Origin of the sequence: Candidatus Scalindua japonica, assembly GCF_002443295.1 — a bacterium.
Classification (GTDB): domain Bacteria; phylum Planctomycetota; class Brocadiia; order Brocadiales; family Scalinduaceae; genus Scalindua; species Scalindua japonica.
The window spans coordinates 73,200-98,343 of record NZ_BAOS01000001.1 but is presented as its reverse complement, the minus strand read 5'-3'; the positions used below and the strand labels follow the sequence as shown (position 1 = coordinate 98,343).

The 25,144-nt window shown below is 40.0% G+C and carries 2 protein-coding genes; both read right to left on the bottom strand.

What is annotated here, in order from left to right:
* Window positions 1-19 precede the first annotated feature (19 nt).
* The gene (locus SCALIN_RS00365; RefSeq protein WP_096892280.1) at window positions 20-11,131 is read right to left on the bottom strand and encodes an SDR family NAD(P)-dependent oxidoreductase; all 11,112 of its coding nucleotides are present in this window, start codon (window positions 11,129-11,131) and stop codon (window positions 20-22) included.
* The gene (locus SCALIN_RS00360; protein ID WP_096892279.1) at window positions 11,124-25,136 is read right to left on the bottom strand and encodes an SDR family NAD(P)-dependent oxidoreductase; all 14,013 of its coding nucleotides are present in this window, start codon (window positions 25,134-25,136) and stop codon (window positions 11,124-11,126) included. Before SCALIN_RS00360 ends, SCALIN_RS00365 begins: the two co-directional genes overlap by 8 nt.
* Between the last annotated feature and the right edge of the window lie 8 nt (window positions 25,137-25,144).

Here is a 25,144-nt window from a genome sequence, read left to right as displayed (position 1 = left end):
TCTTATCTCAAATATTAAACTACTCTTTATTCGCCCCTGCCTGGCTAATCTTTGTATCTGCTTCTTCTAATGAAATATTTCCTGTCTTCAATTCTCTTAATACCTTTCTGAGATCATCATTACCAAAATCACTATTATGGTTTTTTTGTATAAAAGACTTGAATGATATGTTTTTAATTTTAACGACAGGATATCCTTCATCATCGATGACATCAATATCAAATGCACGTGAACCGTTATCAAGTCTGTTTTTTATAGATGAAGCCCTTACATAAACATAGCAATTATCAATTAATGGTCGTATTATGTCCACTTCACCGAGAAAAAATGGCAGATAGAGGCCTTTATAATTATTATTATGGGTATCATCAAATCCAACTATAGACTGCAAAGCTCCATCCATTAATGTTGGATGTAGTATGTATTCCCCCCTATTACCTTTAATCTCATCGGGTAATTTTAATTTTGCAAGAACTTCACTACCATTACTATAGAGTTCCTGAATAGATTGAAGTCTTGGTCCTATGGAAAGCCCACGTTTTTCAAGTATCCGGTAAAATTCTGAACTGTTTTTTCTTACTGAGCACTTTTTCCTTATTAAATCTATTTCAATCTTAGATATATTTTCCACTTTCTCAAAACTCTTTTCGGATATAAAACCTCTGTCATTACTATCCTTTAGTTCATATATAATCTGCCCTTGACAATGAACATATTTTTGATTATCACCATCACTGAATACTTCATAATCGACAAATTCACTTTTCGGGTTCAAGGTTATTGAAATATTCGCCGGTTTTCCATTAGTTGATATTGGTCTGATCCATACTGTATTTTTCATTTTTTTTACTCGAAACCGTTTGCTCGCAAGATCCGCCGCTGCTCTTGCCATTTCGAGATATGCAACACCAGGAAGTACTTCCCGACCCATAACGACATGGTCCTGCAGGTAGAACTCATTTCCATGAAAAGTTTTCCTGAAGGCCTCTTCCTCCAGGGTAGATTCATTAACATCTATTAACGGATGAAGATGAGAAGATCTGGTTTTTATTTCATCACCAGAGGTATTTGTTGTATCCATCCAATACCTCTCTCGCATAAAGGGGTAAGTAGGAAGCGAGATCCTTGTTTGTGTACCATTGACATATAATCCTTCCCAATTTATTTCCAATCCTGCTACCCATAAAGATGCAATTTTCAGATAATCCCCTGTCTTAAACAGCTTATGAATAAGAGTATTTACTTCATCCTCTCCCTGTATTAAGGAAATAGCACTATTATTCAATTCCAGCCTTCCTGTCAGTAAATTCTCAATATGTTTTTCTCCTTTAACATAATCATCCAGCTTCTCTATCAACTCTGTTTTCGTGTTAACAATTACTGCAAGGCGTTCCTCAAAAACCTCTCTTCCGGTTTGTAAACTATACGCAATATCTCTAAGAGTGGGGGTTTTCTCAACATTGTTCTGTTTACCTTTCTTTCCATCGACATCTCTCAGATCACTATCACCATCATCTTTATTCAGGAAATCCCTTAATTCACCAGCACTTGTATCGAGCTGCTTTCTGCTTTTTGCTGAAAGAACGATTATGCTCGTAGTGTCGTATCCTGATAACGTAGCAGAGCCTATGTCTTTATCATCAGTAAATTCCTCTAAAACAGCATGGGCATAGGCACCACCGAAACCAAAAGAACTTACGCCTGCCCTTCTTGGGTTACCGTTTTCCGTTTTCCAATTAATAAGTTCATTATTTATAAGGAGAGGGGTGTTATTCAATCTTATATATGGGTTTAGCTCTTTAAATTGAGGCATTGGCGGTATCTGTCTGTTCTTCATAGATAGCACAACCTTTATCACTCCCGCAAGTCCTGCAGCACCTTCAGTGTGACCAATATTTGCTTTCACTGAACCTATATGACAAAACTCATTACTTTTGGTAAATTGACTGAAAGCATTTCTGAGTCCCGTAATCTCTATTGGATCACCCAGCTTTGTACCGGTACCATGGGCTTCGATATAACTCACTGTTTCCGGATCAATCTCAGCATCTTTCCATGCATTAATAATTACTTCTGCCTCCAGCTTTGGGCTTGGAGCCGTTATGGTATTTGTATATCCTCCATGATTAATAGATGTTCCTTTTATTACTGCATGTATATTATCCCCATCCCGAACAGCGTCTTGTAAAGGCTTTAATAATACAGCTGCCACACCTTCACCGGGCACATATCCATCGGCAGCTTTATCGAATGTATGAGATCTACCGCTTGGTGATAATGCACCTATAGAACTGAAATATACATAATGATTCGGTGACAATATCAAGTTAGTCCCACCGGTAAACGCCATATCACATTCACCGTTTTGTATAGCCTTGCAGGCCAGATGCAATGCTACGAGTGAAGAGGAACAGGCAGTATCAACAGACAGGCTTGGCCCTTTAAGATCAAAAAAATATGAAGGACGATTGGCAAGCATTGTAGCGGCGGTACCAGTCCCATCATATGGATCTACAGGTTTATTCTGCCTTGCCATTTCTTCGGCGTAATCGTGAAAACACACACCAACATACATCCCCGTCCTTGATCCCTTAATTTTCTGACAATAACCGGCATCCTCTATGGTTTCATAGAGAACTTCCATTAAAATTCTTAACTGCGGATCCATTGTTTTTGCTTCTCTGGGAGAAATATTAAAAAAGAGAGGGTCAAATTTATCTATGTCTTCTATAAAGCTTCCCCATTTACAATATGTCTTATCAACCGCTTCAGGGTCAGGATCATACCATGGCCTATAATCCCAGTGGTCCCCAGGTACTTCCTTTATTAAGTCTCTTCCCTCCTTTAAATTCTGCCAGAGTTCGTCTAAATTTCCAGAACTGGCAAATCTGCCGGACATGCCGATAATTGCTATATCAATCCTTTCTTCTTTTTGTTTCTGAATACTCTTCATACTTGTTTTTTTCTGTTTCTTTTTATCAGTGAATTGATTCTGCTTTAAGTCACTCTGTACACTAGTACTGCTATTGGATAGAGTGTTTTTAAGATTAAAATATTCAGAAATTTTTCCCTTATGCTCTTGATAAAAATAATCTGTTAACTCCTTAATATTCTGGTATTCAAAAAACAGAGTCGGGTAAAGCTCAATCCTCAAATCTTTCTCCAGTTTACGGGTAGTTTCAATCAAGCTTGTGGAGTTAACACCCAGATCCATAAAATTTTTATCTAACTCAATTGTCATATTTGAATCATTAAGTATTTGCCTTATTTGTTTTACAATAAATTTTTCAATTAATTCCCTGATTCCTCCTGCATTATCAGAAACATCTTCATTTCCTGGCTGTACATATCCATTACTATCAGAATGAACAAATTCCTTTGCTGTCTTGTAATCAGCATCATCGACAGATTGTGCTCCAAATATTTCTCTGGAATTCACCCTCTTACAGGAGAAATCGTAAAACTTAAGCAATAACTCACCAATCTCATTATAAAATCCAACATCAATAACCAGAATTTCTGAATTTGTTTTTTTTACATTTGATAAGCAGTAACACCTGTCCGGTAATGCCCCGTAAACATCCACCTGCTTTATAAATAATGGAACAAATGTATTATTGTCACTATCCTGTAATGATAATGAACATAAAGAGCTGACTACCGATCCATCAAGGAGACCAGGATGGATATAATATGACTTGCCATCATTTAATATATCGTTTTTTAATACAAGCTCCCCCAACACCTTGTCTTCAAAGCAATATGCCTTACTTAATACCTGTAACGAAGGCCCATGAATAATATTGTTTTTTGCAAGCCTCCTGTATACATCAGCGCCTGAAATAGTCTTTTTTGCATTCTTCATAATTTCACTGATATTTATACTTTCAGCATCCTTAATACCAGCATCGTAAATTAATTCACCGTTTGCCGATTCATGCTGACGACTATCTGAGGCCTTAAAATATTTACTGTAAAAATGGATACTGCCATCATCTTCTTTAAAATCAATATTAACGGTAACTGTCTCACCAGGAAAAACCTTAACCGGGTCTAACAACAATAGTCTTTTTATCTGTATTAATCCTTTACCTGGTCTGTATAAACGTGCAGCATCTATTACCATGCTGCAATGGGTAACACCCAGAAGCACCTGCTCATCAAATACCGTATGATCTTTCAATAACAATTCATTATAGGTAAATTCTTGTGTATAGACTGTGTTGAGGCTATTCATTTGTTCATCAAAACCTATAGTATTGCTATCGTCATATTCATTACCGATCCAGTATCTTTTCTTATGGAACTGAGTAAGCGGCAGTGGATTTCTTTCCGGTTTATAACCCCTCTTCTCATTATCAAACTCCTCCACTATCATGTGACAGTTCGTTCCACCAAATCCAAACGACGAAATCCCAGACCTCCTCACTCCTTCCCTCTGCCTCCACTCCTCTAACTCTGTTACCGGATAAAATGGCGACTCATCAAACCTGAACCTGGGATGCGGATCCTCACAATGAAGCGTCGGCGGTATCTGTCTGTGCTTCAGCGCCAGTACCACCTTTATAAAACTCGCAACCCCCGCAGCCCGTAACAAATGACCTATATTTGACTTTACCGAACCCACCCCGCATACCTGTCTCCCCTGCGTATACTTCCTGTACACCTGCGTTGCCGCCTTGATCTCTATAGGATCTCCCAGCAACGTACCCGTACCATGCGCCTCAAGATAACTGATACTATCCGGACTCACCCCACTATTGCTGATCGCCTCCTCTATCACCTCTCTCTGTGCCTCAAGATTAGGTGTCGTTAACCCCATCGTATGTCCATCATTGTTCACCGCGGACCCCAATATCACACCGTCTATCTGATCTCCATCCCGTATCGCATTCTCCAGCCTCTTTAACAGCACCAGCCCTGACCCCTCTCCCAGTACAAACCCGTTCGCCTTCTTATCAAACACATGCGACACACCATCATCTGATAACACCTTCGCCTGACTGAACGCTACATGTCCTGATGAATCTAACAGCAGTTCCACTCCTCCCGTTATCGCCATCTCTATCTCTCCGCCCCTGAGACACTGACACGCATTATGTATTGCAACCAGCGACGATGAGCACGCCGTATCCATCGTCAACGACGGCCCCCTCAAATCATAAAAATCTGATATCCTCGCTGCCATCATGTTCTGTATCAGGTTTACCACTATATTACCAGCCTGATCTCCTGAAAACTCACCCATCGAATTGTATTTACTGCTACCACCTCCAATATACACCCCCGTCCTGCTCCTGCTCATCTCATCTTTCGTGTATCCGCATCTGTCCAGTAACTCCTGTGTCCTCTCAAGCAGAATCCTGTGCTGCGGATCAATCCCTGCTGCATCTGATTCACTTATGCCGAAAAACCCGGCATCAAACATCTCTATATCTTCTATAAACCCTCCCCACCGCGAATACGCCTTGTTAAAAGCCGCCTTATCCAGACTGAAATATTCCTCAATATTCCACCTCTGCTCTGGCACATCCATTATCAGATCTTTACCATCCCTCAGATTCTCCCAGAATCTTTCTAAATCCTTTGAACCGGGAAAACAGCCCGACATACCGATTATCGCTATTTTTCCAGACTCAGGACCACCTTCAGGCCTGGCAATACCCTTAACACCCACTGACTTTGAATCCACAAACCTCGGCCTCTGAGTCCTCTTTATCGGCAAGATAACTGCTTCCTCTTTCAGTCTGTTAATATCTCCTTCTGCTACAACCTCGATCTTAGTATCTTCCGTAGTACCAAAAATCCTCTCCAGCGGGATAATCTTCTTTTCTATCAGATAATCAGACATACTGCTTACCGTCGGATGCTCCATGATCACTGACGCCTCCACAACCTTCCCATACCTCTGCTCCATCTCATTCATCATATTCATGATCATTATGGAGTCTACTCCGTATTCACTTATATCTGCATCGATATCAATTTCCGACTTCTCTACCTTCAGCTGCTCTGACAACAGACCAATCATCTCCTGCTGTACACGACCTTTCAGATCATCATCCTTTATCCCTGTTTCAGAAAATGCTCCGGAATCTTCAGTCGCTTCCTCCACCGCTATACCGGCACTCTCAGAAATCTGCAGCAACCTGTTTACCTTTTCTCTCTCTCCATCAATAACAATACACTGACTTTTACCGCTGGCCAACGCACACTCAAAGGCCCTGATACCTGCTTCACTCCCCAACGGCTTCATCCCGGATATCTTGAACAACATCCGCTCAGATTCTTCATGGAGCCTCATCCCTCCATCCTTCCATAACGGCCAGTTAATCGACAGGCTCACTCCACTTCTCTTACCTTCCCCTCTCAATCGCTCCCTTAACTCAGCGTAACTATCCATATACCTGTTGCCGCTCGCGTAATCACTCTGCCCAATATTGCCTATCACAGAAGCAAGTGATGAAAACATCACAAAAAAGTCAAGTTCCTCTTCCACTGTCACCCGATCAAGATTCAACAATCCATACACCTTGGGGCCAAGCACCCTCTCAAAACTCCCCTTATCCTTCTTCATGACAAAGACATCTTCTATCACCCCCGCACCATGGATCACTCCGTCTACACTCCCGTACCTCTGTTTCGCCTCCCTTACCACTTTCTCCATATCTGTATTACTGCATACATCCGCCTGTAGATAGACGACTTCTCCACCCAACTCCTCTATACCCTTCAGTTTCTCCCCTATCTCTTCATCCACCTCAGACCTGCCCGTTAACACCAGCTTTGCCCGGTATTTCTCTGATAAATACCTCGAAAAGATAAGCCCCAACCCTCCGGCACCACCTGTTATCACGTACACCCCGTTTTCTTTTAACGGAACACTTGCGGGTATGGTACTCTCCTTACCGCTCTTTTCTCTCTTTTCAATCTTTTCCGGTACGAACTCTTCCACCTTCCTCACATATCTCTCGTTATCCCGGTAAAGAACCTCAACATGGTCTTGGTTTTCTTCAGTTTGCAGTTCCCTGACTACCCAATCCAATACAACAGAATCAGCTTCCGCAGAGTCTATCTGTATGGTTCTGTAGTCAAACTTCGGATTCTCCTGTCTTATCGTCTTTGCAAAACCACCTAAAGCAGCATCCTGAGGCTGTACCCCGCCCTTTGTACTATCGAATAGATATAACAGCCTTACTCTCTCCTTAATCTTACACTTCATCATTGCATTGCTTATGTTAAACACTGCATATATCCCCATCTTCAGGCTGCTATCCAACGCTTCTTTACTATTCGGAAGACCGCCAGCTTCCTTTACATAATTCCATGTATGTAAAATAGAGGCAGGCATTAACCCTCTTACTCCCAGCTCTTTAAACAACTTCTCATAATCCTCTGAAGACTCCGGATCTATTTCGTATCTATTCGCTGCCAGCTTTTTATATGCAGTACCGGGTATGACATGGATTATTTTTCCACCTTTGACTATCTCCTCTCTATTTAACCACTGCCCACCCTTTTCTTTTTCACCACGGTCAAGCAGCAATATTGTACCGGTCTCTCGGCTTTCTCCTGTACCTGTCAGCTCAACCCTTTCCCATACAGGGTGATAATATCGTTCATTGCTCTCCACTACCTCCACAGAGATTCTCTTGTTCAGATCGCCGCCACGTAAGGCCCTTACCGAAAAACCCTTAAGCCGTACCAGCACTTCGCCCGATTCATCCAGTATACTTATATCGTATCTCTTTACACCGAAACCTGCTTTCTTATCACCATCTCCTATTGTCACGTAAGCATAACAGCTTTCCGTCAACGGCCTTATTATCTCAACCCCGCCAAGGGCAAAAGGCAGATAGAATCCACTCTGAAACGCTTCGTCATCCTCTGCCAATCCCATTACTGACTGTAACGCCCCATCCATGAGCGAAGGATGCAGTACGTAGTCACCAACACCACTTTTCACAACCTCCGGAATCTTTATCCTCGAAAGCGCTTCTCTACCATTACTACGTATCTCCTCTATACATTGAAATCCCGTACCGTAGCTGATGCCCGCTGCCTTGAACCTCCTATAGATATCCTCCCGCTTCTTTATAGCCGTACATCTGCCCTTTATCACCTCAATAGCAAATTCCTTCTCGCCTGTCTGAAGATCCACCTGCCTGTTATCACCCGGACCATAAGCAATCTTTCCCTGTGTGTGCACTATCTTACCGCCACCTTCCTGTTCCGTGCTCACCTCAAAACCGATAGTACTGTCACCCGGGTATATGCTGATGATTACCTCCCGTCCCTCTCTATTCTTTGAGTCAATTGTTATGGGACTTGCCCAGACTATGTTTCTTATACTCGTTACCGGAGATCCCTTAGCAATCTCTCCTGCAGCCCTCGCCATCTCAATATACGCAACTCCCGGCAAGGTCTCCTTACCCGCAACTACATGGTCCTTTAGATAAAATTCACTGCCCGTAAAACTCTTCCTGAACCGCTCTTCCTCTAATGTCGATTCGTTCACGTCTACCAGGGGATGAAGCCCCCTTACTATGCCGGTATCCATCTTGCCACTGGCATCAGATGTTGATATCCAATACCTCTCACGGGCAAAGGGATACGTGGGCAGTGATATACGCCTGAATCCCTTATTACGGTTGAATACTTCCCAATCGATCTCAGCCCCCTCTACCCAGAATGCAGCAATCTTAGAGTATCTCCGGGCGTTAAAAAGCTGTAAAACAAAATCCTTTTCCTCCTTCGTACCACCCAGCCAGCCCTCAGGACTTCCACCCGACTTTACACGTCCTCTATACACGCCCTCTATACCCTTTGCCCCATTCAAATAATCATCCAGCTTACGCACCAACTCATCACAACTCTCTGCCACTACCGCAAGCCTCTCATCAAATGCATCTCGCCCCGTCTGCAATGTATACGCAATGTCTCCAAGATACCGAGGACTTCCTGCTACTCCTGATCCATCTACCTTAGCAATATCCGATTTGACATAATCTCTTAAACTTTCTGCATATTTACTGAGACATTCAGTGTTTCTGGCAGAAAGAATTACTATTTCTGGTTTACTGATACGTCTGTTCTCTTTGGCAGGAATATAATCATTTTCATTAAACTCTTCAATTATTATGTGTGCGTTAGCACCCCCAGCCCCGAATGAGCTGATTCCAGCCCTTCTGGGATATTCTTTCATTTCATTTTTTATATTATCTTTTATATTTGGCCGTTCCCAAATACCTGACGTATGTTGCAGGTAAAATGGGGAATCCTCAAAATTTATATCACGATTTATTTTATCTGAATGTAATGTAGGTACCAGCAGTCCGTGTTTTATCTGCAATAAGACTTTTGTCAGTGCCGCAATACCAGCGGCTGACTCCAGGTGTCCAATATTAGATTTTACTGATCCAATAGCACAAAACTGTTTATCGTTCGTATGCTTCGTAAATGATTTCTTCAAACCTGTAATCTCAATTGGATCACCTAAAGATGTCCCGGTACCATGAGCTTCTATATAACTGATTGTTCTGGGATTAATATCAGCTTTTCCTATTGCATCTGAGACAAGATCTGCCTGTGCGTTAGGATTAGGCACCGTATAGCTGTTCGTCTTTCCCCCGTGATTAATTGAGGTGCCCTTAATAATGGCATATACCTGGTCTCCATCCGCAACAGCATCTTTAAGAGGTTTTAAAAATATCGCTCCAACTCCCTCTCCAGGAACATATCCATCGCCACCTTCACCAAAGCTCCGACATTTACCGTCACTTGAAACAAATTTCATCTGACTCATACTGATATACTTTGAGGGGTGAAGATATAAATTCACACCTCCTGCAATGGCTGCTTTACACTCACCTCTTTTAATACTTTCACAGGCCATATGTATGGCAGTAAGCGATGACGAACAAGCTGTATCAACCGGCATGCTGGGTCCCTGAAAATCAAAAAAATAGGAAACCCTGTTTGCCAGTGACCAATAGAGAGATTTTGGAATGACCATATTCCCTTTATTCCACTCTTCTGCTCCAAGTAACTGATAACTGCCCCACGTAATTCCTGCAAATACACCAACTCTTTCACCTGAATCTTTTATACTTTTACTTGAATAACCGGCATCTTCAATTGTTGACCATACAGTCTCCAGAAACAGTCTTTCCTGGGGGTCCATCAATTCTGCTTCGCGGGGTGAAATATTAAAGAAAAGAGGATCAAATTTATCTACATCTGTAATGAACCCTCCCCATTTGCAACAGCTCTTATCTGACTTTTTCTTATCAGGATCATAAAACCTGCTATAGTCCCATCGTTCAGCTGGAATCTCAGTAATACAATCTATACCATTCTTCAGATTTTCCCAGAATTCATCAAGATTATCTGCCCCGGGGTACCTTCCGCAAACACCGATTATGGCTATATCCTCATTCCTGTACTTTTTAGTTTCATACTTTACAGCAACCGGTTTGTATTTTTCGTCATCAACAAAACCGGTACCAGCTTTTGACTCAATATTTCCACTAATATCATTTTCTGAATCAGAAATAGAGATTGTCTCATTTCCATTTATGCAGAAAATTTCATTTAATTTATCCCCGTGATTTCCCATAAAATAATCTGCCAGATCGTTTATATTGGTATATTCAAAAAATAAGGTACTGGACAAAGGTCCGAATGTATTTTCCAGCTCAATATTCACTCTTCTGATTACAATTGAATCCAGCCCAAACCCTCCAAGATCTTCAAAAATATCAAGATCTGCTTTCGGCTGTCGTAATTCACTTGAAAGCAGATTCTTCAAATAATTAAGAGTCTCCTGCATTAGCCTGTTCTGATTTATATTGGATGCACATGGTACACGGCTGACATCATTTTTCTCTTTAACAGTAACATCATTACTGACCGTTTTTTCCTCATTCTTATTAACTTTTCCGGAATTACCACATTTGAGCTTATGACCTTCTGTAATTGAACTGGTATAAATAACAACCTTATTATGATTCTGAAGCTTATCTAATAACTCCATGGCGTCATCAGCATTTATCTGCTGATCTTCAACCAGTTTAAATATCTGCTTCTTGTCAGTCAGCTTAATTTCTTTACCATCCTCATCTCTACGCATACGGAGACGTTCCTTTCTGTGCTCTTACAAACGTTAATCTATCCGCATCATCAGCAGAAATGCTTTTTTCTTCCAGTTTTTTCAATATAGCCATCAAATCTTCTCTGTTACTTTCAAGCCTGCTGCTTGACTGTTTTGCATCTACCTCACTGTCTTTCGTCAATTGTTCAGCAGGATCATGTACATTCTCAGCCCAAAACCTTTCCCGCATGAATGGATAGGTTGGAAGTGATATACGATTACATTTACTACCTCTATAGAATGCATACCAGTCTATATCTAGACCCTGTATAAACAAATTTGCCAGTTTTGATAGATTCTCTTTATAGGCATCACTATTTGATTCAATACCTTGTAGTTCTTCAATCAATCTGTATGTTGATTCCTGATTCCGAGAATCAATATAATCCGATTTTCCGTTTTTAGATCCTTTATAGCAATCTTCGGAATTTCCATTTGCCATAACCGCTTCTATCTTTCCGACCATATCCCCTATATCTTTTACGACAAAAGCCGTACGTTCACTAAAGTGACTCCTTCCGGCATTCAGCGTATAACTGATATCACGTAAGTCACAATTTTTCCCTGTAGTTTTTACCCATCCTTTTAAATCTTTTAACTTTTTATTAAGTGAATTTTCTGTTCTGGCAGAAATAGTTATCAAATAATAAGGCATGCTTTCCGTTATATGGCTTTCAACAACAGGTGATTCTTCAATAACCATATGACAGTTTGTACCACTATAACCAAATGAACTAACTGCTGCCCTTCTGGGTATACCATCTATTGCTTTCCATTCCCGCACTTTGTCATTAACATAAAAAGGGCTGTCCGCAAAGTCAATATGGTCGTTTTCTTCATTAAAATGTATAGTCGGAGGTAGTTTTTTGTGCTTTAGAGACAAAAGAACCTTAAGGACACTCGCGACTCCCGCCGCAGTTAACGTGTGCCCAATATTCGGCTTTACCGATCCTATTCCACAATATTGTTTTTTCCCTGTATATTCACTGAAAGCCTTTTTCAGAGCTTCAATTTCAATTGGGTCTCCAAGCTTTGTCCCTGTTCCATGTGCTTCAACATACCCGATAGTTTCAGGATTAATTCCTGATTTTCTGTATATCTCTAATTCCAACTCAGTCTGAGAATGTGTATTCGGAGCTGTAATTCCATTTGTTGAACCGTCCTGATTTATACCACTGCCCTTTATTACACCATAAATATGATCTCCGTCTGCTTTTGCTTTTTCAAGTAACTTGAGAACAACTACACCTACACCCTCCCCCGGTACAAATCCATCCGCAGAATTATCAAAGGTTTTACACCTGCCATCAGGAGATAGCATTCCCGCTTTACTCATCATAATGTGCATATCCGGCATTACCATAACATAGACGCCACCTGCAAGTGCCATATCGCATTCACCTCTGATAATACTCTCACACGCAAGATGAATAGCCACCAGGGACGATGAGCAGGCAGTATCTATGGCAATGCTTGGTCCTTTTAAATTAAGTATATACGCAATGCGTGAAGTCAGGATTGAAGAGGTATTTCCGGTAAGCGTATAGGCATCAGGCTGCATCCCTTCCCGTTTCAACATTTTTTCGTATTCACTACCTCCTACACCCACAAAAACCCCACATTTTCTGTTTGATAACATACTATCTGAATATGCGGCATCTTCTAACGCATTCCATGTCTCCTCTAAAAATATCCTCTGCTGCGGATCCAGTAACTCCGCCTCCTTTCGAGATATCTCAAAAAAAGAAGGTTCAAATTTATCTATATCCCTTACGCAACCAGCCCATTTACTGTAACTCTTATTCGGTTTTGACTGATCCGTGTCATAAAATTCATCTATATTCCATCTTGCAGCTGAAACCTCTGTAATACAACTTAAACCATTTAGCAGGTTTTCCCAATATTCATCAATAGTATCAGAACCTGCAAACCTTCCTGATATACCAATAACAGCAATCTCTTTTCTGTTTTTATTCCCAGCAGAATAAGTTTCCTTCTTATTTTGTGGAATGGTTTCAGTTCCTTTTTTAAATATCAGATCATCCGATGGCTGGAACACCCTGGCAGGTACGGACAAAACAACTCTTCCAATATTCTTGCGTTTTTCAATGTCATTGTAAGCCTTATTAATTTCACTGAATGGCAATATCCTGGAAACAACAGGTTTGATTAATCCATCATCAAGCATTCTCAACATTATTTCGAGCTTATCCTCAGGTTTCTCCAGCTTCCCCTTTCTTAAATCGATACTTGAAAAAGTTTGATTGTTAACCATATTTGATAGATCAAATGACCTGGATGCTCTCAGTCCCGCAACTGCAATATCTATATATCTTCCTCCCGGTGCTAAAATATCCAATCCTTTCTGTGCTGATTCACCAGTAAGTGTATTCAGTACAACGTCAATCCCGTAACCGTTGGTAATCTGCATTATCCTTTCGGCAAAATCTTCTTCCCGATAATTTATAACGTGCGTTACTCCAATCTCTTTGAGGTATTGCAATTTTTCCGGTGAACCTGCAGTTCCAAAGATCTCAGCTTGCAGCAACTTTGCCAATTGAACAGCTATCAACCCGACAGCGCTTGCGGCAGTCTGTATAAGGACCTTTTCTCCCTCCCGTAATCTACCTGCTTCATGTAGACAACAGTAAGCGGTTATAAATGCGACCGGCAATGAACAAGCTTCCTCAAAACTTGTATTTTCAGGTTTTCTTACCGTGAAGGCTTCCTTTGTGTTAACAACCTCAGCATGGCCACCCAGAAATTTTCCTGTTGCCGCAATTACTTCATCACCATATTTAAACTTCTTTACCGCACTGCCGGTCTTTACAACAATCCCTGAGACTTCAAAACCCGGAATAAAAGGGTATTCCGGCATGGTTGGATATAGACCTTTAACACATAATAAATCTGCAAGGCCAACCGTACATGCTCTTACTGAAATCTGTACCTCATTTTCTTCCGGATCGTCAAATTTGAGACTGCTTATTTTAATGCTGTCTATACTATTAATACCTTCAATTAATAAACCCTGATATTGCCCACTTATGTTTTTCAATCCTGTCATTTCAGGACTTTTAATAGTTTCCAGGGAAGGAGCATTATGTATATCTAACCTCTTTAAAATATTTTTTCCTTTGTCTTTTTTTTCATTTTCTTCGCCGCACTCCTGCTTGTTACTTATTTTGTCTCGATAACTTTCTAAAAGGTACCCGGATATTTCACTGATACTGGGATAATCATAAATAACAGAAGCTTTAAGGTTCAGGCCCAATTCATTATTTACCTTTTTAATTAATTCAACAGCAATTACTGAATCCAGTCCCAAATCTATAAATTTTCTTTCAATGTCAATTTCTTCTTCCTTAAAATACAAGGCATTACACAAATGTTTCTTTATTTTTTCCTCAATAAACCTTCTCAATGAATCATTATTCCGGCCACTTTTACCACCTTGGAAATATTTTTTCGTATTCTGTTTCCTGTTTTTATTTACTATACTGACATCCCTATCAGAGACACTTGGTTTCTTTTCCTGTGTTGATTCACTCATTCCCGGTTTATTACGGTCTCCTGAATCTATATTTTTAAGAGAATACTTTGAAGAGTGAGAATGTGCATTAGACTCCATTACTTTGGTTTTCTCTGAATATGTTGATAACTCTTTCTTCCCATTTTGAAGGTTGTGACCTATGGCTTCTCCATAATCTTTTACAAGGTGCACGGATATTTCTTTGATACTGGGATAATCATAAATTATAGATGCTTTAAGGTTTAACCCCAGTTCCTTATTCACATACTTAATTAAACCCACTGCGACTACTGAATCCAGCCCCAAATCTATAAATTTTCTTTCCGTGTCAATTTCCACACTATCCAAATAAAGTAATTTACACAGTCCCTTTTTTATTATATCTTGAATAAATATCAGCAAAGAACCATCAGCCTCACAAATACTTTCCTCCCGTATATATCCTCTACCTTCCTTTATTATCTTGTTGTTAAAAATCCCGGCATTACTATTTCCAGAATCATCAGGCCCCTTCATTTCTCTTTCTTTGAGAGGTATTCCACAGCCTGCATCTTTATCATTCTCTTGCTGGTCTGGATTAATCCAATATCTCTTTCTTTCGAATGGATATGTGGGTAATGAAATACGTCTGCAAACCTTGTTTTCATGGAGCAAGTCCCAATTAATGTCAGCACCTGCGATCCACAGAGAAGCTATTTTTTTTATTTTACCTCCTTCAATTATCATCCTGACATACGCCTTATCTTCTCCGGCACTATCAAATACCGTTATTTTATCTCTGAATGTTTTTACATTTCCCTTAAACAGATTATCAACATCACACTTTCCGCTTATGTAATCATTTAATTTCAGAACCAGTTCCTCTTTTGTCGTAACAACAAAAGCCAATCTTTCGTCAAAAGCCTCTCTTCCTGTCTGAAGTGTATACGCGATATCCTTCAGACAAGGTATCCATGAGCGATGAGAACCATTTATTTTTACGACATCTGGTTCTGTAGTAGTATCTTTAATTATTTGTTCCAGATAGCGCTTCAATTTTCCTGCATATTCAAGGAGCCTGTCACTGTTGTTTGCTGAAAGAATAATAATCTCTGAATCTCCAGAGCCGCTTTCACAAGATGCATGACTTTGATCCGGCTTCACAAACTCTTCAATAATAATATGCGCGTTTGCTCCACCAGCACCAAATGAGCTTATACTTGCTCTTCTTGGAAACTCTTTTGCCACTTCTTCTTCAGTTACGACAGGTCTCTCCCAGTCACTTAACTCACGCTGGACAAAAAATGGAGAATTACTGAAATCAATTTTTGGGTTGAGACTTGCAGAATGTATGGAAGGGACCAACTGCCGATATTTCAACTGCATTAAAACCTTAGTCACTCCTGCGATACCTGCAGCAGCCTCTAAATGGCCAATATTTGATTTAACTGATCCAATTGGACAATACTGTCTGTCTTCTGTATATTTATTAAATGCGTTTTTTAATCCCGTTATCTCAATCGGGTCTCCCAAAGATGTCCCCGTACCATGGGCCTCTACATAGCTTATTGTTCTTGGATCAATACCCGCTTTCTCAATGGCTTTACTGATTAAATCAGTCTGTGCGTTAGGATTCGGTACAGTATAACCACTTGTTTTACCTCCGGCATTAATAAACGAGCCTTTAATAACACCATATATCTGATCATTATCTGTCAGTGCGTAACTTAATGGTTTTAAAAACAAGGCACCGACACCCTCTCCACAAACAAAACCATCTGCCCCTTCTCCAAAAGACTTGCAGTTTTCATCATGTGATAAGACATTTGCCATGCTATATTGAATATATTTGTCAGGATGGACCAGCAAGTTAACCCCACCGGCTATTGCCGCACAGCATTCTCCCCTTCGGATGCTTTCACATGCCATATGTATTGCAGTTAATGATGATGAACATGCGGTATCAATCGCCAGGCTTGGACCACAGAAATCCAAAAAGTATGAAATCCTGTTAGCTATAGACCAATAAGCGGAATCAGGATATTGTACATCTCCCTTCAATGATCTTCCTCTTCCATATAGCTGATATTCTCCTGACATCACCCCTACAAATACGCCAATATCTCTTTTTAATTTTTCTCTAATATAGCCTGAATCTTCCAGGACTGCCCAGGCTATCTCCAGAAACAGACGCTGATGCGGATCCATTGTTGCCGCCTCTCTTGGAGATATGTTGAAGAATACAGGATCGAATTTATCATAATCACTCACAAACCCTCCCCATTTACTGTAGCTTTTATTCTCCTTATTCCTGTCGGTATCGAATAGACATTCATGGTCCCACCGCTCACCAGGTATTTCGGTAATACAGTTTCTCCCTTTTTTTAAATTATCCCAATATTCAGTTGTATCATCCGCCAGAGGATACCGGCCGCTCAACCCGACAATTGCAATTGCATCGTCAGAAGCCCGATTATCATTTCTTATTTTGATTGATTCATCTCCTGATATGTCAGCTTTATCTTCATCGTATGTCTGCTTATAAAGTGCTTCACTGCATTGCACTTCTTTGAAATCTTTTTCATTACCGGTTGGATCCATTTCAAAGAACGTATTCAAACATTTTCTATGGTTTTTAATAAAGTACATTGCCAGGCTCTTTAAATTCATATGCTCGAACAAAAGAGTTTTAGGCAAATCCCCAAATACTTTCTCCAGCTTACTCACAACCTCCTGCGTTACCAGAGAGTCAAGTCCATACGCTGCAAAATCTACATTGGTTTCTATCTGGCTTTTTCTTATCTTTAATACTGCTACAAAAATATCTTTCAGGTATTCGGTTGTATTGCTGATTAACTGATCATCAGGAATAACGGTATCCATGACAGGATGATAATTTGAAGCGGCATCTTCTTCTATTTCAACAACACCATTTCTGTCAATTATTGGGTCCGAATCAAATTCAGCCAGACCGTTGCTTTCTCCTATTATCAAATTAAAGGCAATTCTCCCGTTATCATAGTTGCCCTCATCAATTATTTCTATTTTTCTGAAGCCCATATCACTTAACAACTCTCTCCATTTTGAAGGGCTCAATAGAGGTGAATTGGCAATCCTTACATCTTTATCCTCAAACAGCCACCAACCTTCAGTTAATCCAAAAGTCATCGTGAGAAAATCCTGTACCCTGGTAACTTCATTCAGAAGCAAAATACCATTTGTAGTTAGCAATTTCTTGGCCTGGTTCAGTGTATTTTTCAAATCCCGGGTAGCGTGAAATACGTTAGATGCAAGAACAATATCAAACTCATCAATCTCAAATCCCTGAGCCTCTATATTTTTTTCTATATTCAATTCCTTAAATCTTACAAATGGATATTTTTCACTAAATTTCGTTTTACCATAATTGACAAAGCCAACTGATATATCTGTGTAACAATATTCGATATTGTCACCATAATCTCTTACGCCTTCAAAAACCCAGGCACTTGTGCCTCCTGTTCCAGACCCGACCTCCAGTATTTTTACTTTTTCTTCAGATCCATTCTCCATCAACTTCTGTTTAATGATTGATTCAACAGTTTTCGTCAGGAGATTATTGAAGTAGTCTGAAACTCTGTTTCCTTTATAAATACCCTCCACCATTTCCATGGAACCATTTGGAAACATTATCTCCATATGATCCATTCTGCCAGCCAGGATCGAAGGATAATTACGTACACAATTATCAATCAGAATGACATGGGGCTGCATATCGGGATAAGTACTCATAAGTCGTTCCTTCACTTTCTCGATACGCCTTGTATATTTGATTGTTTCCCGTGATTCTACCTTTTCAGTTACCAGTATCTCATGCCCTTTACGTTCTATATATTTATGAGTTTCTAATATTCCCAGCAGTGCCTCATATAATTCTGTATACTTATTGGCAATACCAAGCCTCTTACTCAACTCATTCAGATCATATAGCTCGTCTTTGTTTTTAAGTATGCCAATTTCCTGAAAGACCTTTAGCAATAATACCCTGCCAAATTCTTCGATTTCTTCCAAGCCGCCACAATCATCTAAACTGCCATTTACATTTAGCGAATCTCCAGTTCTGATCATGTTCACATGTTCTATTATTTCTGTTACATTAGAACGCTGTCTTTCTTCATATTCACAAAGAATCTTATCTGTATTTAATTTCAGTTCTTTTAAAAGGTTATTGTCTGCCTTGATTGCCAGTAACTGTAATTTCCTGCTTGCCATCGCTTTTTTGAACATTTCAATACCGTCACTCTTACTCAGTGCGTAGATACCCTGTTTTTCGAGAATTTTTCTATATCCATCTTTAGAAACAATCCCAACATCTCCCCAATATCCCCAGTTAATTATTTTTACCGGCCTCTCTTTTACCGTCTTTAAATAAAGCCCAAATGCATCTTCAAAAGCACAACCAGCTACATAACTGCCCTGACCTGAATTACCATACATAGAGTTCAGTGATGAAAAGAATACGAGGAAATCCATAGGTTCATTCTTTGTAACTTCGTTCAATACAAAACACCCTTTAACCTTTGGATCCAGCGCATCTCTGAAAGCCACTTCATCCTGTCTTGAAAGCAAATTATCTCTTAAAACTATAGCAGAATGAATTACTCCATTGATTTTTCCAAACCTTGATTTTCCCTCCTTAATAACCTGATGCATGTCTTCAATTTTTGTCACATCACCCTTTAAATATAATACCTCTCCTCCGGTTTCCTTAATTTCGTTTAGCCTGCTATTCTCTACTTGACCCAGATCACGACGGCCTACCAGTATGAGTCTGGCCTGTACTTCTGTTGAAAGATATTTACTAATTGCAAATCCTATTCCGCCTGCTCCTCCAATAATAAGGTAAACACCTTTCATCCGTAACGGTAAGCTCTTTCTTCCTTTCGAAAACAGTTTGATTGCTTTTATTCCTTTGACATAACGCCTGTTCTGTCTCAGGGCAATCTCCAGAAAAGGGACTGAACCATTCTCTTTTTTGATCTGTTCGAAAATATTCTTTACCCAATCTGTGTCTCTAGGCCCATTTCCACCTACGTTCACTTCTTCTTTATTTATATCTACACTACAAATACTCAGCGTTGGGAGTTCTCGTGAAATTACTCTTGCAAGTCCAACAAGTGACCCGGCATAAGGGATTAAACTCGCGTCAGACCTGTTTACATGCTGTAAATTATTAGTAATTACTTTTAATTGATTTATCTCATTCACTTTATTGTTGTTAATAATACCCTTAACAATTCTGAATAAAGACAGAACTCCCCGTTCCTGACTGATATCTAATCTTTCTGCATTGGTTATTTCCGTTTCGTCACTGCATAAACCTCCGAGGAAATAAATCGTATCTATATACCCAATCGCAGAAAATAATCGGTCATAATCTGCCTGCTCCTTTACGTCTATTTCGTAAACATGTTCACTGGATTTACCATACTTCTTCCCTGGTCTTATATTAATTACCTCCTGTTCTTGATGTACCCCGGCAATACTGTCACCTATTCCAGAATCTTCACCATAATTGAAAATCAGTACGCTTTCACCCCTCGTCCCTCTTTTTTTATTATCAACCGCCATTACATTCTTAAGAGTGCTCACCTCTTCTTCTCTCCAGTCAGGTAGGTAAAATACATCAGATCCTTTGTGAAACTCTTCCCTGACTAATACCGATGAGGTGTTTCTGTCATTATCCTGAGTATCTATTTCTGATTTATTATATTTAGAAAGCCGTTCGTTCCGCACAATGCTACTCTTCTGCCTGATTACACAAAAGTTTCTTATTGCAACTAATATATTTCCCTCTTCATCCAGTATCTCTATATTATACCTTCCTATCCCCTTTTCCGGATTATTTTCAATCACTTTGACATAAGAATAACAATTATTTTTAAGACTCCCAAATACCTCTATTTCTTCAACAGAAAATGGCAGAATAATTTCTGCCTTGTTACTTTCTCTATCCTGAATTGTGCCTACAAAACTTTGAAATGCAGAATCAAGTATAGCCGGATGCAGGGCGTACTTATTTAATTCATCCTGTGTCACTTCAGGAATCTGAACACAGCCGATTGCCTCCATGTTACCTGTATATAACTCGCTTAATCCTTTAAAATATTTCCCGTAGACAATTCCATTTGTTTTAAAAAAGCGATAAATTTCATCTTTCTTAATTTTTCCGGTACATCTCCGCTTAACAGCTTCGATATCAACATACGGATTATGATTATTTGCCATTGCCTGACCGTATACTAACCTTCCCGTGGAATGAATAACCGGTTTATTACGAGAACTACTACTTATTTCATAATCTAAATTGTTATTACTTTTATATATTTTTATGCTGACTTCTGATCCATTATCATCAACGATGAGTGGGGCTGACCAGACGATCCTACGCATCTTGTGTATCATGTTTCCATTTGAAATGCTGCCCGCAACATGCGCCATTTCCAGATAGCTCACACCTGGTAGAATACAACGACCTCCAACTATATGATCTTTTATCGCAGCTTCACTCTTTTGTAATTGTCTCCTGAATTCAACTACATCTCCAGGTACGTGAAATGATGAATCAACAACGGGAATCAAATTATCTTCTAATGCACTATTCTCTGACACAGGCATAATACTTTCATTTTCTATCCAGTACCTTTCACGAGCAAATGGATATGTAGGAAGCGGTATCCGCCTGTATCCCTTTTGAGAGTATATACCTTCCCAATCAATATCAGAACCGTCTACCCAGAACGCGGCAATCTTTGAATACTTCCTGGTATGGAAAAGGTGTAAAACAAACTCCCTTTCCTCTTTTGACCGCTCAATCCTTCCGTCCCCTCTCTTACCTGGCTTAATACTCCCCCTATACAAACCTTCCATGCTCTCAAATCCATCCAGATATTCATCTAATTTCTGTACTAAATCCTTTCTGTCATTAACTACCAATGCCAGTCTCTCATTAAAGGCATCTCTACCTGTCTGAAGTGTGTAGGCGATTTCACCAATGTAATGAGAGCCATCTGCTTCAACCGAATTATCCACCTTATCACACTCAGGTTTGAGATAATTGTTCAAACGTTTTGTATACTCCTTTAGCTGATCTTCACTTTTTGCCGACAGCACAATTATGAAAGATTCTTCAGGATCCAGCTTTCGATCTGAGGAGACTCCTTCTCTGCGATCTTCAAACTCTTCAAGTACGATATGAGCGTTTGCTCCACCAAACCCGAATGAACTCACTCCTGCCCGTCTCGGCACAGGAGTTCCCTTTTCATCATTCAGGCGCTTCCATTCACGTACATTTTTCACTATATAAAAAGGGCTGCCAGAAATATCTATGTACGGATTCAGTTCCTGAAAATTAATCGTTGCCGGTATCTTCCTGTGCTTCATTGAAAGCAATACTTTTATTACGCCGGCTATACCAGCGGCAGCCTCAAGATGACCTATATTAGTTTTCACGGATCCTAAACCGCAATAGTTCTTACTACCGCTCCCCCTGTTATATCTTTTATTGAGTTCGTTAAAAGCCTTCTTTAATCCATTAATCTCTACAGGATCGCCCAACACCGTACCTGTTCCGTGTGTCTCAATATAGCTCACGGTTTCAGGATCAATACCGGCGATTCCATACGCATTTACTAAAAGATCGGCCTGAATGTCAGGATTCGGAGCGGTTAAAGAACTTGCATGTCCCCCATGATTAACAGCACTTCCCTTTATAACACCATATATATAGTCGTTGTCCTCTATTGCCCTCGTCAAGGGCTTTAACAATATCGCACCGGCACCTTCTCCTCTTACATATCCATCCGCACTTTTATCAAATGTTTTGCACCGGCCTTCAGGAGAGAGTATACCCGCCTTGCTGAAGGAGATAAATAATTTTGGAGTCAGCAATATATTTACCCCACCGGCAATTGCTATTTCACATTCCCCGGTAAGTATTGAACTTACTGCACGATGAACAGCTACTAATGAACTGGAACATGCAGTGTCAACCGCTTCACTGGGACCATGAAGATTTAACAGGTAAGATATACGATTGGGCAACATGGAATGTACCATTCCCGTGGAGGTATGTGTGTTTACATCCTGATTACACCTGTCCTGCAATTCACAGTAATCATTAGTGGACACACCCACAAATACTCCTGTCTTAGTTCCCGAAAAATCAGACACCTTGTAACCGGAATTCTCTATGGCCTTCCAGACTGTCTCAAGAAATATACGATGCTGTGGATCGATAAGTTCCGCTTCCCGTGGAGAAATATTGAAAAATAATGCATCAAACTTGTCAACATCTTCTATAAACCCACCCCATTTGGAGTTTGTCTTATTGATCTCATCCTGCGGATTCCCAAAATAGTGTTCCCATTCCCATCTATCTCTTGGAATCAGAGAAATACAGTTTTTTTCTTCCAGTAGATTATTCCAGAACTCAGAGGTGTCCCTGGATTCCGGAAATCGTCCCTCAATTCCAATAATTGCTATCTCATCATACTTCATCTTTTTCTCTGAATGAGCTCTATCCCTTTGTGGTAAGTTCTTCTGAACATTAACAGAAGATAAACAGGAACGATCTTCAACAACGTTACTATGCTGATTTGAGTATATATTCTCTTTCTGTATGATATCAACGCCAAAAAAGGCAGAGAGATTCTCACTACCACAAACAGTAAAATATTGTGCCAGCTCTTTAATATTCTGGTACTCAAACAATAATGCAGGACTTATTTCCAGATCCAGATCTGTCTTAAACTGATTAACGAGCGCTATTAAAACAGTAGAATCAATTCCCATCTCCAAAAATCTCGTTTGAAGATCAATGTCGGAAACAGATAGTGATAGTTTACCTGCAATATTCAATTGAATGTATTGTTCTATCTTTCTCTGCAATGTATCGTTGTGCAGGAATTTGTGCCCTTGATTAATATTATGAGTATGAATAGACGCTCTATTCTTATTAAGTGAGTAATCAACTTTCTTCGCTTTGACAGGAGAATCATTTAGGTCTGCCCTCTCTCCGATCCAATATCTTTTTCTGTTAAACTGAATAGGTGGTAACGGACGCCTATTAATAGAATACCTGCCTTCCTGCAGAACGAATTCTTCCAAAATCATGTGACAGTTTGTACCACCAAACCCAAAGCTGCTGACTCCCGCACGCCTGGTCCCGTTATCAGATCTCCATTCCTTCAGCCTGGTATTTGGATAAAACGGAGTCTCATGAAATTTAATGTTCTGGTTTATCTTGTCACAATGCAAAGTGGGTGGAATCTGTTTGTTTTCCAGAGATAAAATAACTTTTAATAAACTTGCGATACCGGCAGCGGTTCCGGCATGTCCTATATTTGTCTTGATAGAACCAACCGCACAAAACGATTTCTTATCCGTGTATTTCCCATATGCCCTGCTGGCCGCTCTGATTTCAATAGGATCACCAACAAGGGTCCCTGACCCGTTTACCTCCAGATAGCCTATGGTTAACGGATCTATATCACCCATTCTCAGTGCCTTTTCAATAACTTTTTCCTGTGCCAGCATATTTGGCATAACGACTGACATGGTTCTGCCGTCATTATTCACAGCTGATGACTTGATAACAGCATGCACGTTGTCTCCATCCTGCTCCGCTTTTTTTAATGATTTCAACAAAACGGCCCCAACTCCTTCAGCCAATACAAAACCATCAGCATTTTCTGAAAAGGTTTTACACCTGCCATCTGTTGACAACATGCCCGCCTTCGAACAACTTATATGAAGTTTAGGAGACAAAATTAATTCAACTCCTCCGGCAACAACAAGGTCAGACTCACCATTAATAATACTCTTACACCCCATATGCACTGATACCAATGAAGAAGAACATGCAGTTGATATAGCCAGTGAGGCTCCTGTAAAATTGAAGAAATCAGAAACCATCGCCGGAATCATATTTGGCATGTTTCCGATAAAACCATTTTTAGAGTTAATTAATTTTCCAAACGAACTGGATTCTTCGTCATGAAGACGAGAAAACAGACCATCAAATTCATAATCTCCTTTATGCGCACCGATAAACACACCAACATTTTTATTACTGAGCTCTCCTGCCTTATAACCTGCATGATTGATTGACTCTGCAACAACTTCTAATAACAGCCTCTGTTGCGGGTCTAAATATTTCGCCCTGTCATCTCCAATTCCAAAATATTCTGCATCAAAAAGATCAACGCCTTCAATAAAACCACCATGTATTGAGTATGACTTAAATAGATCTTCCTTATCCCGGCTGAAGTAACTGTTAATGTTCCATCTACCAGCAGGAATCCTGCTTACAGAACAGGTACCACTCCTGATATTCTGCCATAATGTCCCGAACGATGCAGCGCCTGGAAATCGGCCGGCAATTCCTATTATGGCAATATCTTCTCTCTTTTTACGTTTTCGGTTAACAGACATATTTCAAT

What these genes read in the sequence shown, in the direction of transcription:
- SCALIN_RS00365 (WP_096892280.1), bottom strand. Translation starts at nt 11,131, where the DNA reads ATGCGTAGAGATGAGGATGGTAAAGAAATTAAGCTGACTGACAAGAAG.
- SCALIN_RS00360 (WP_096892279.1), bottom strand. Translation starts at nt 25,136, where the DNA reads ATGTCTGTTAACCGAAAACGTAAAAAGAGAGAAGATATTGCCATAATA.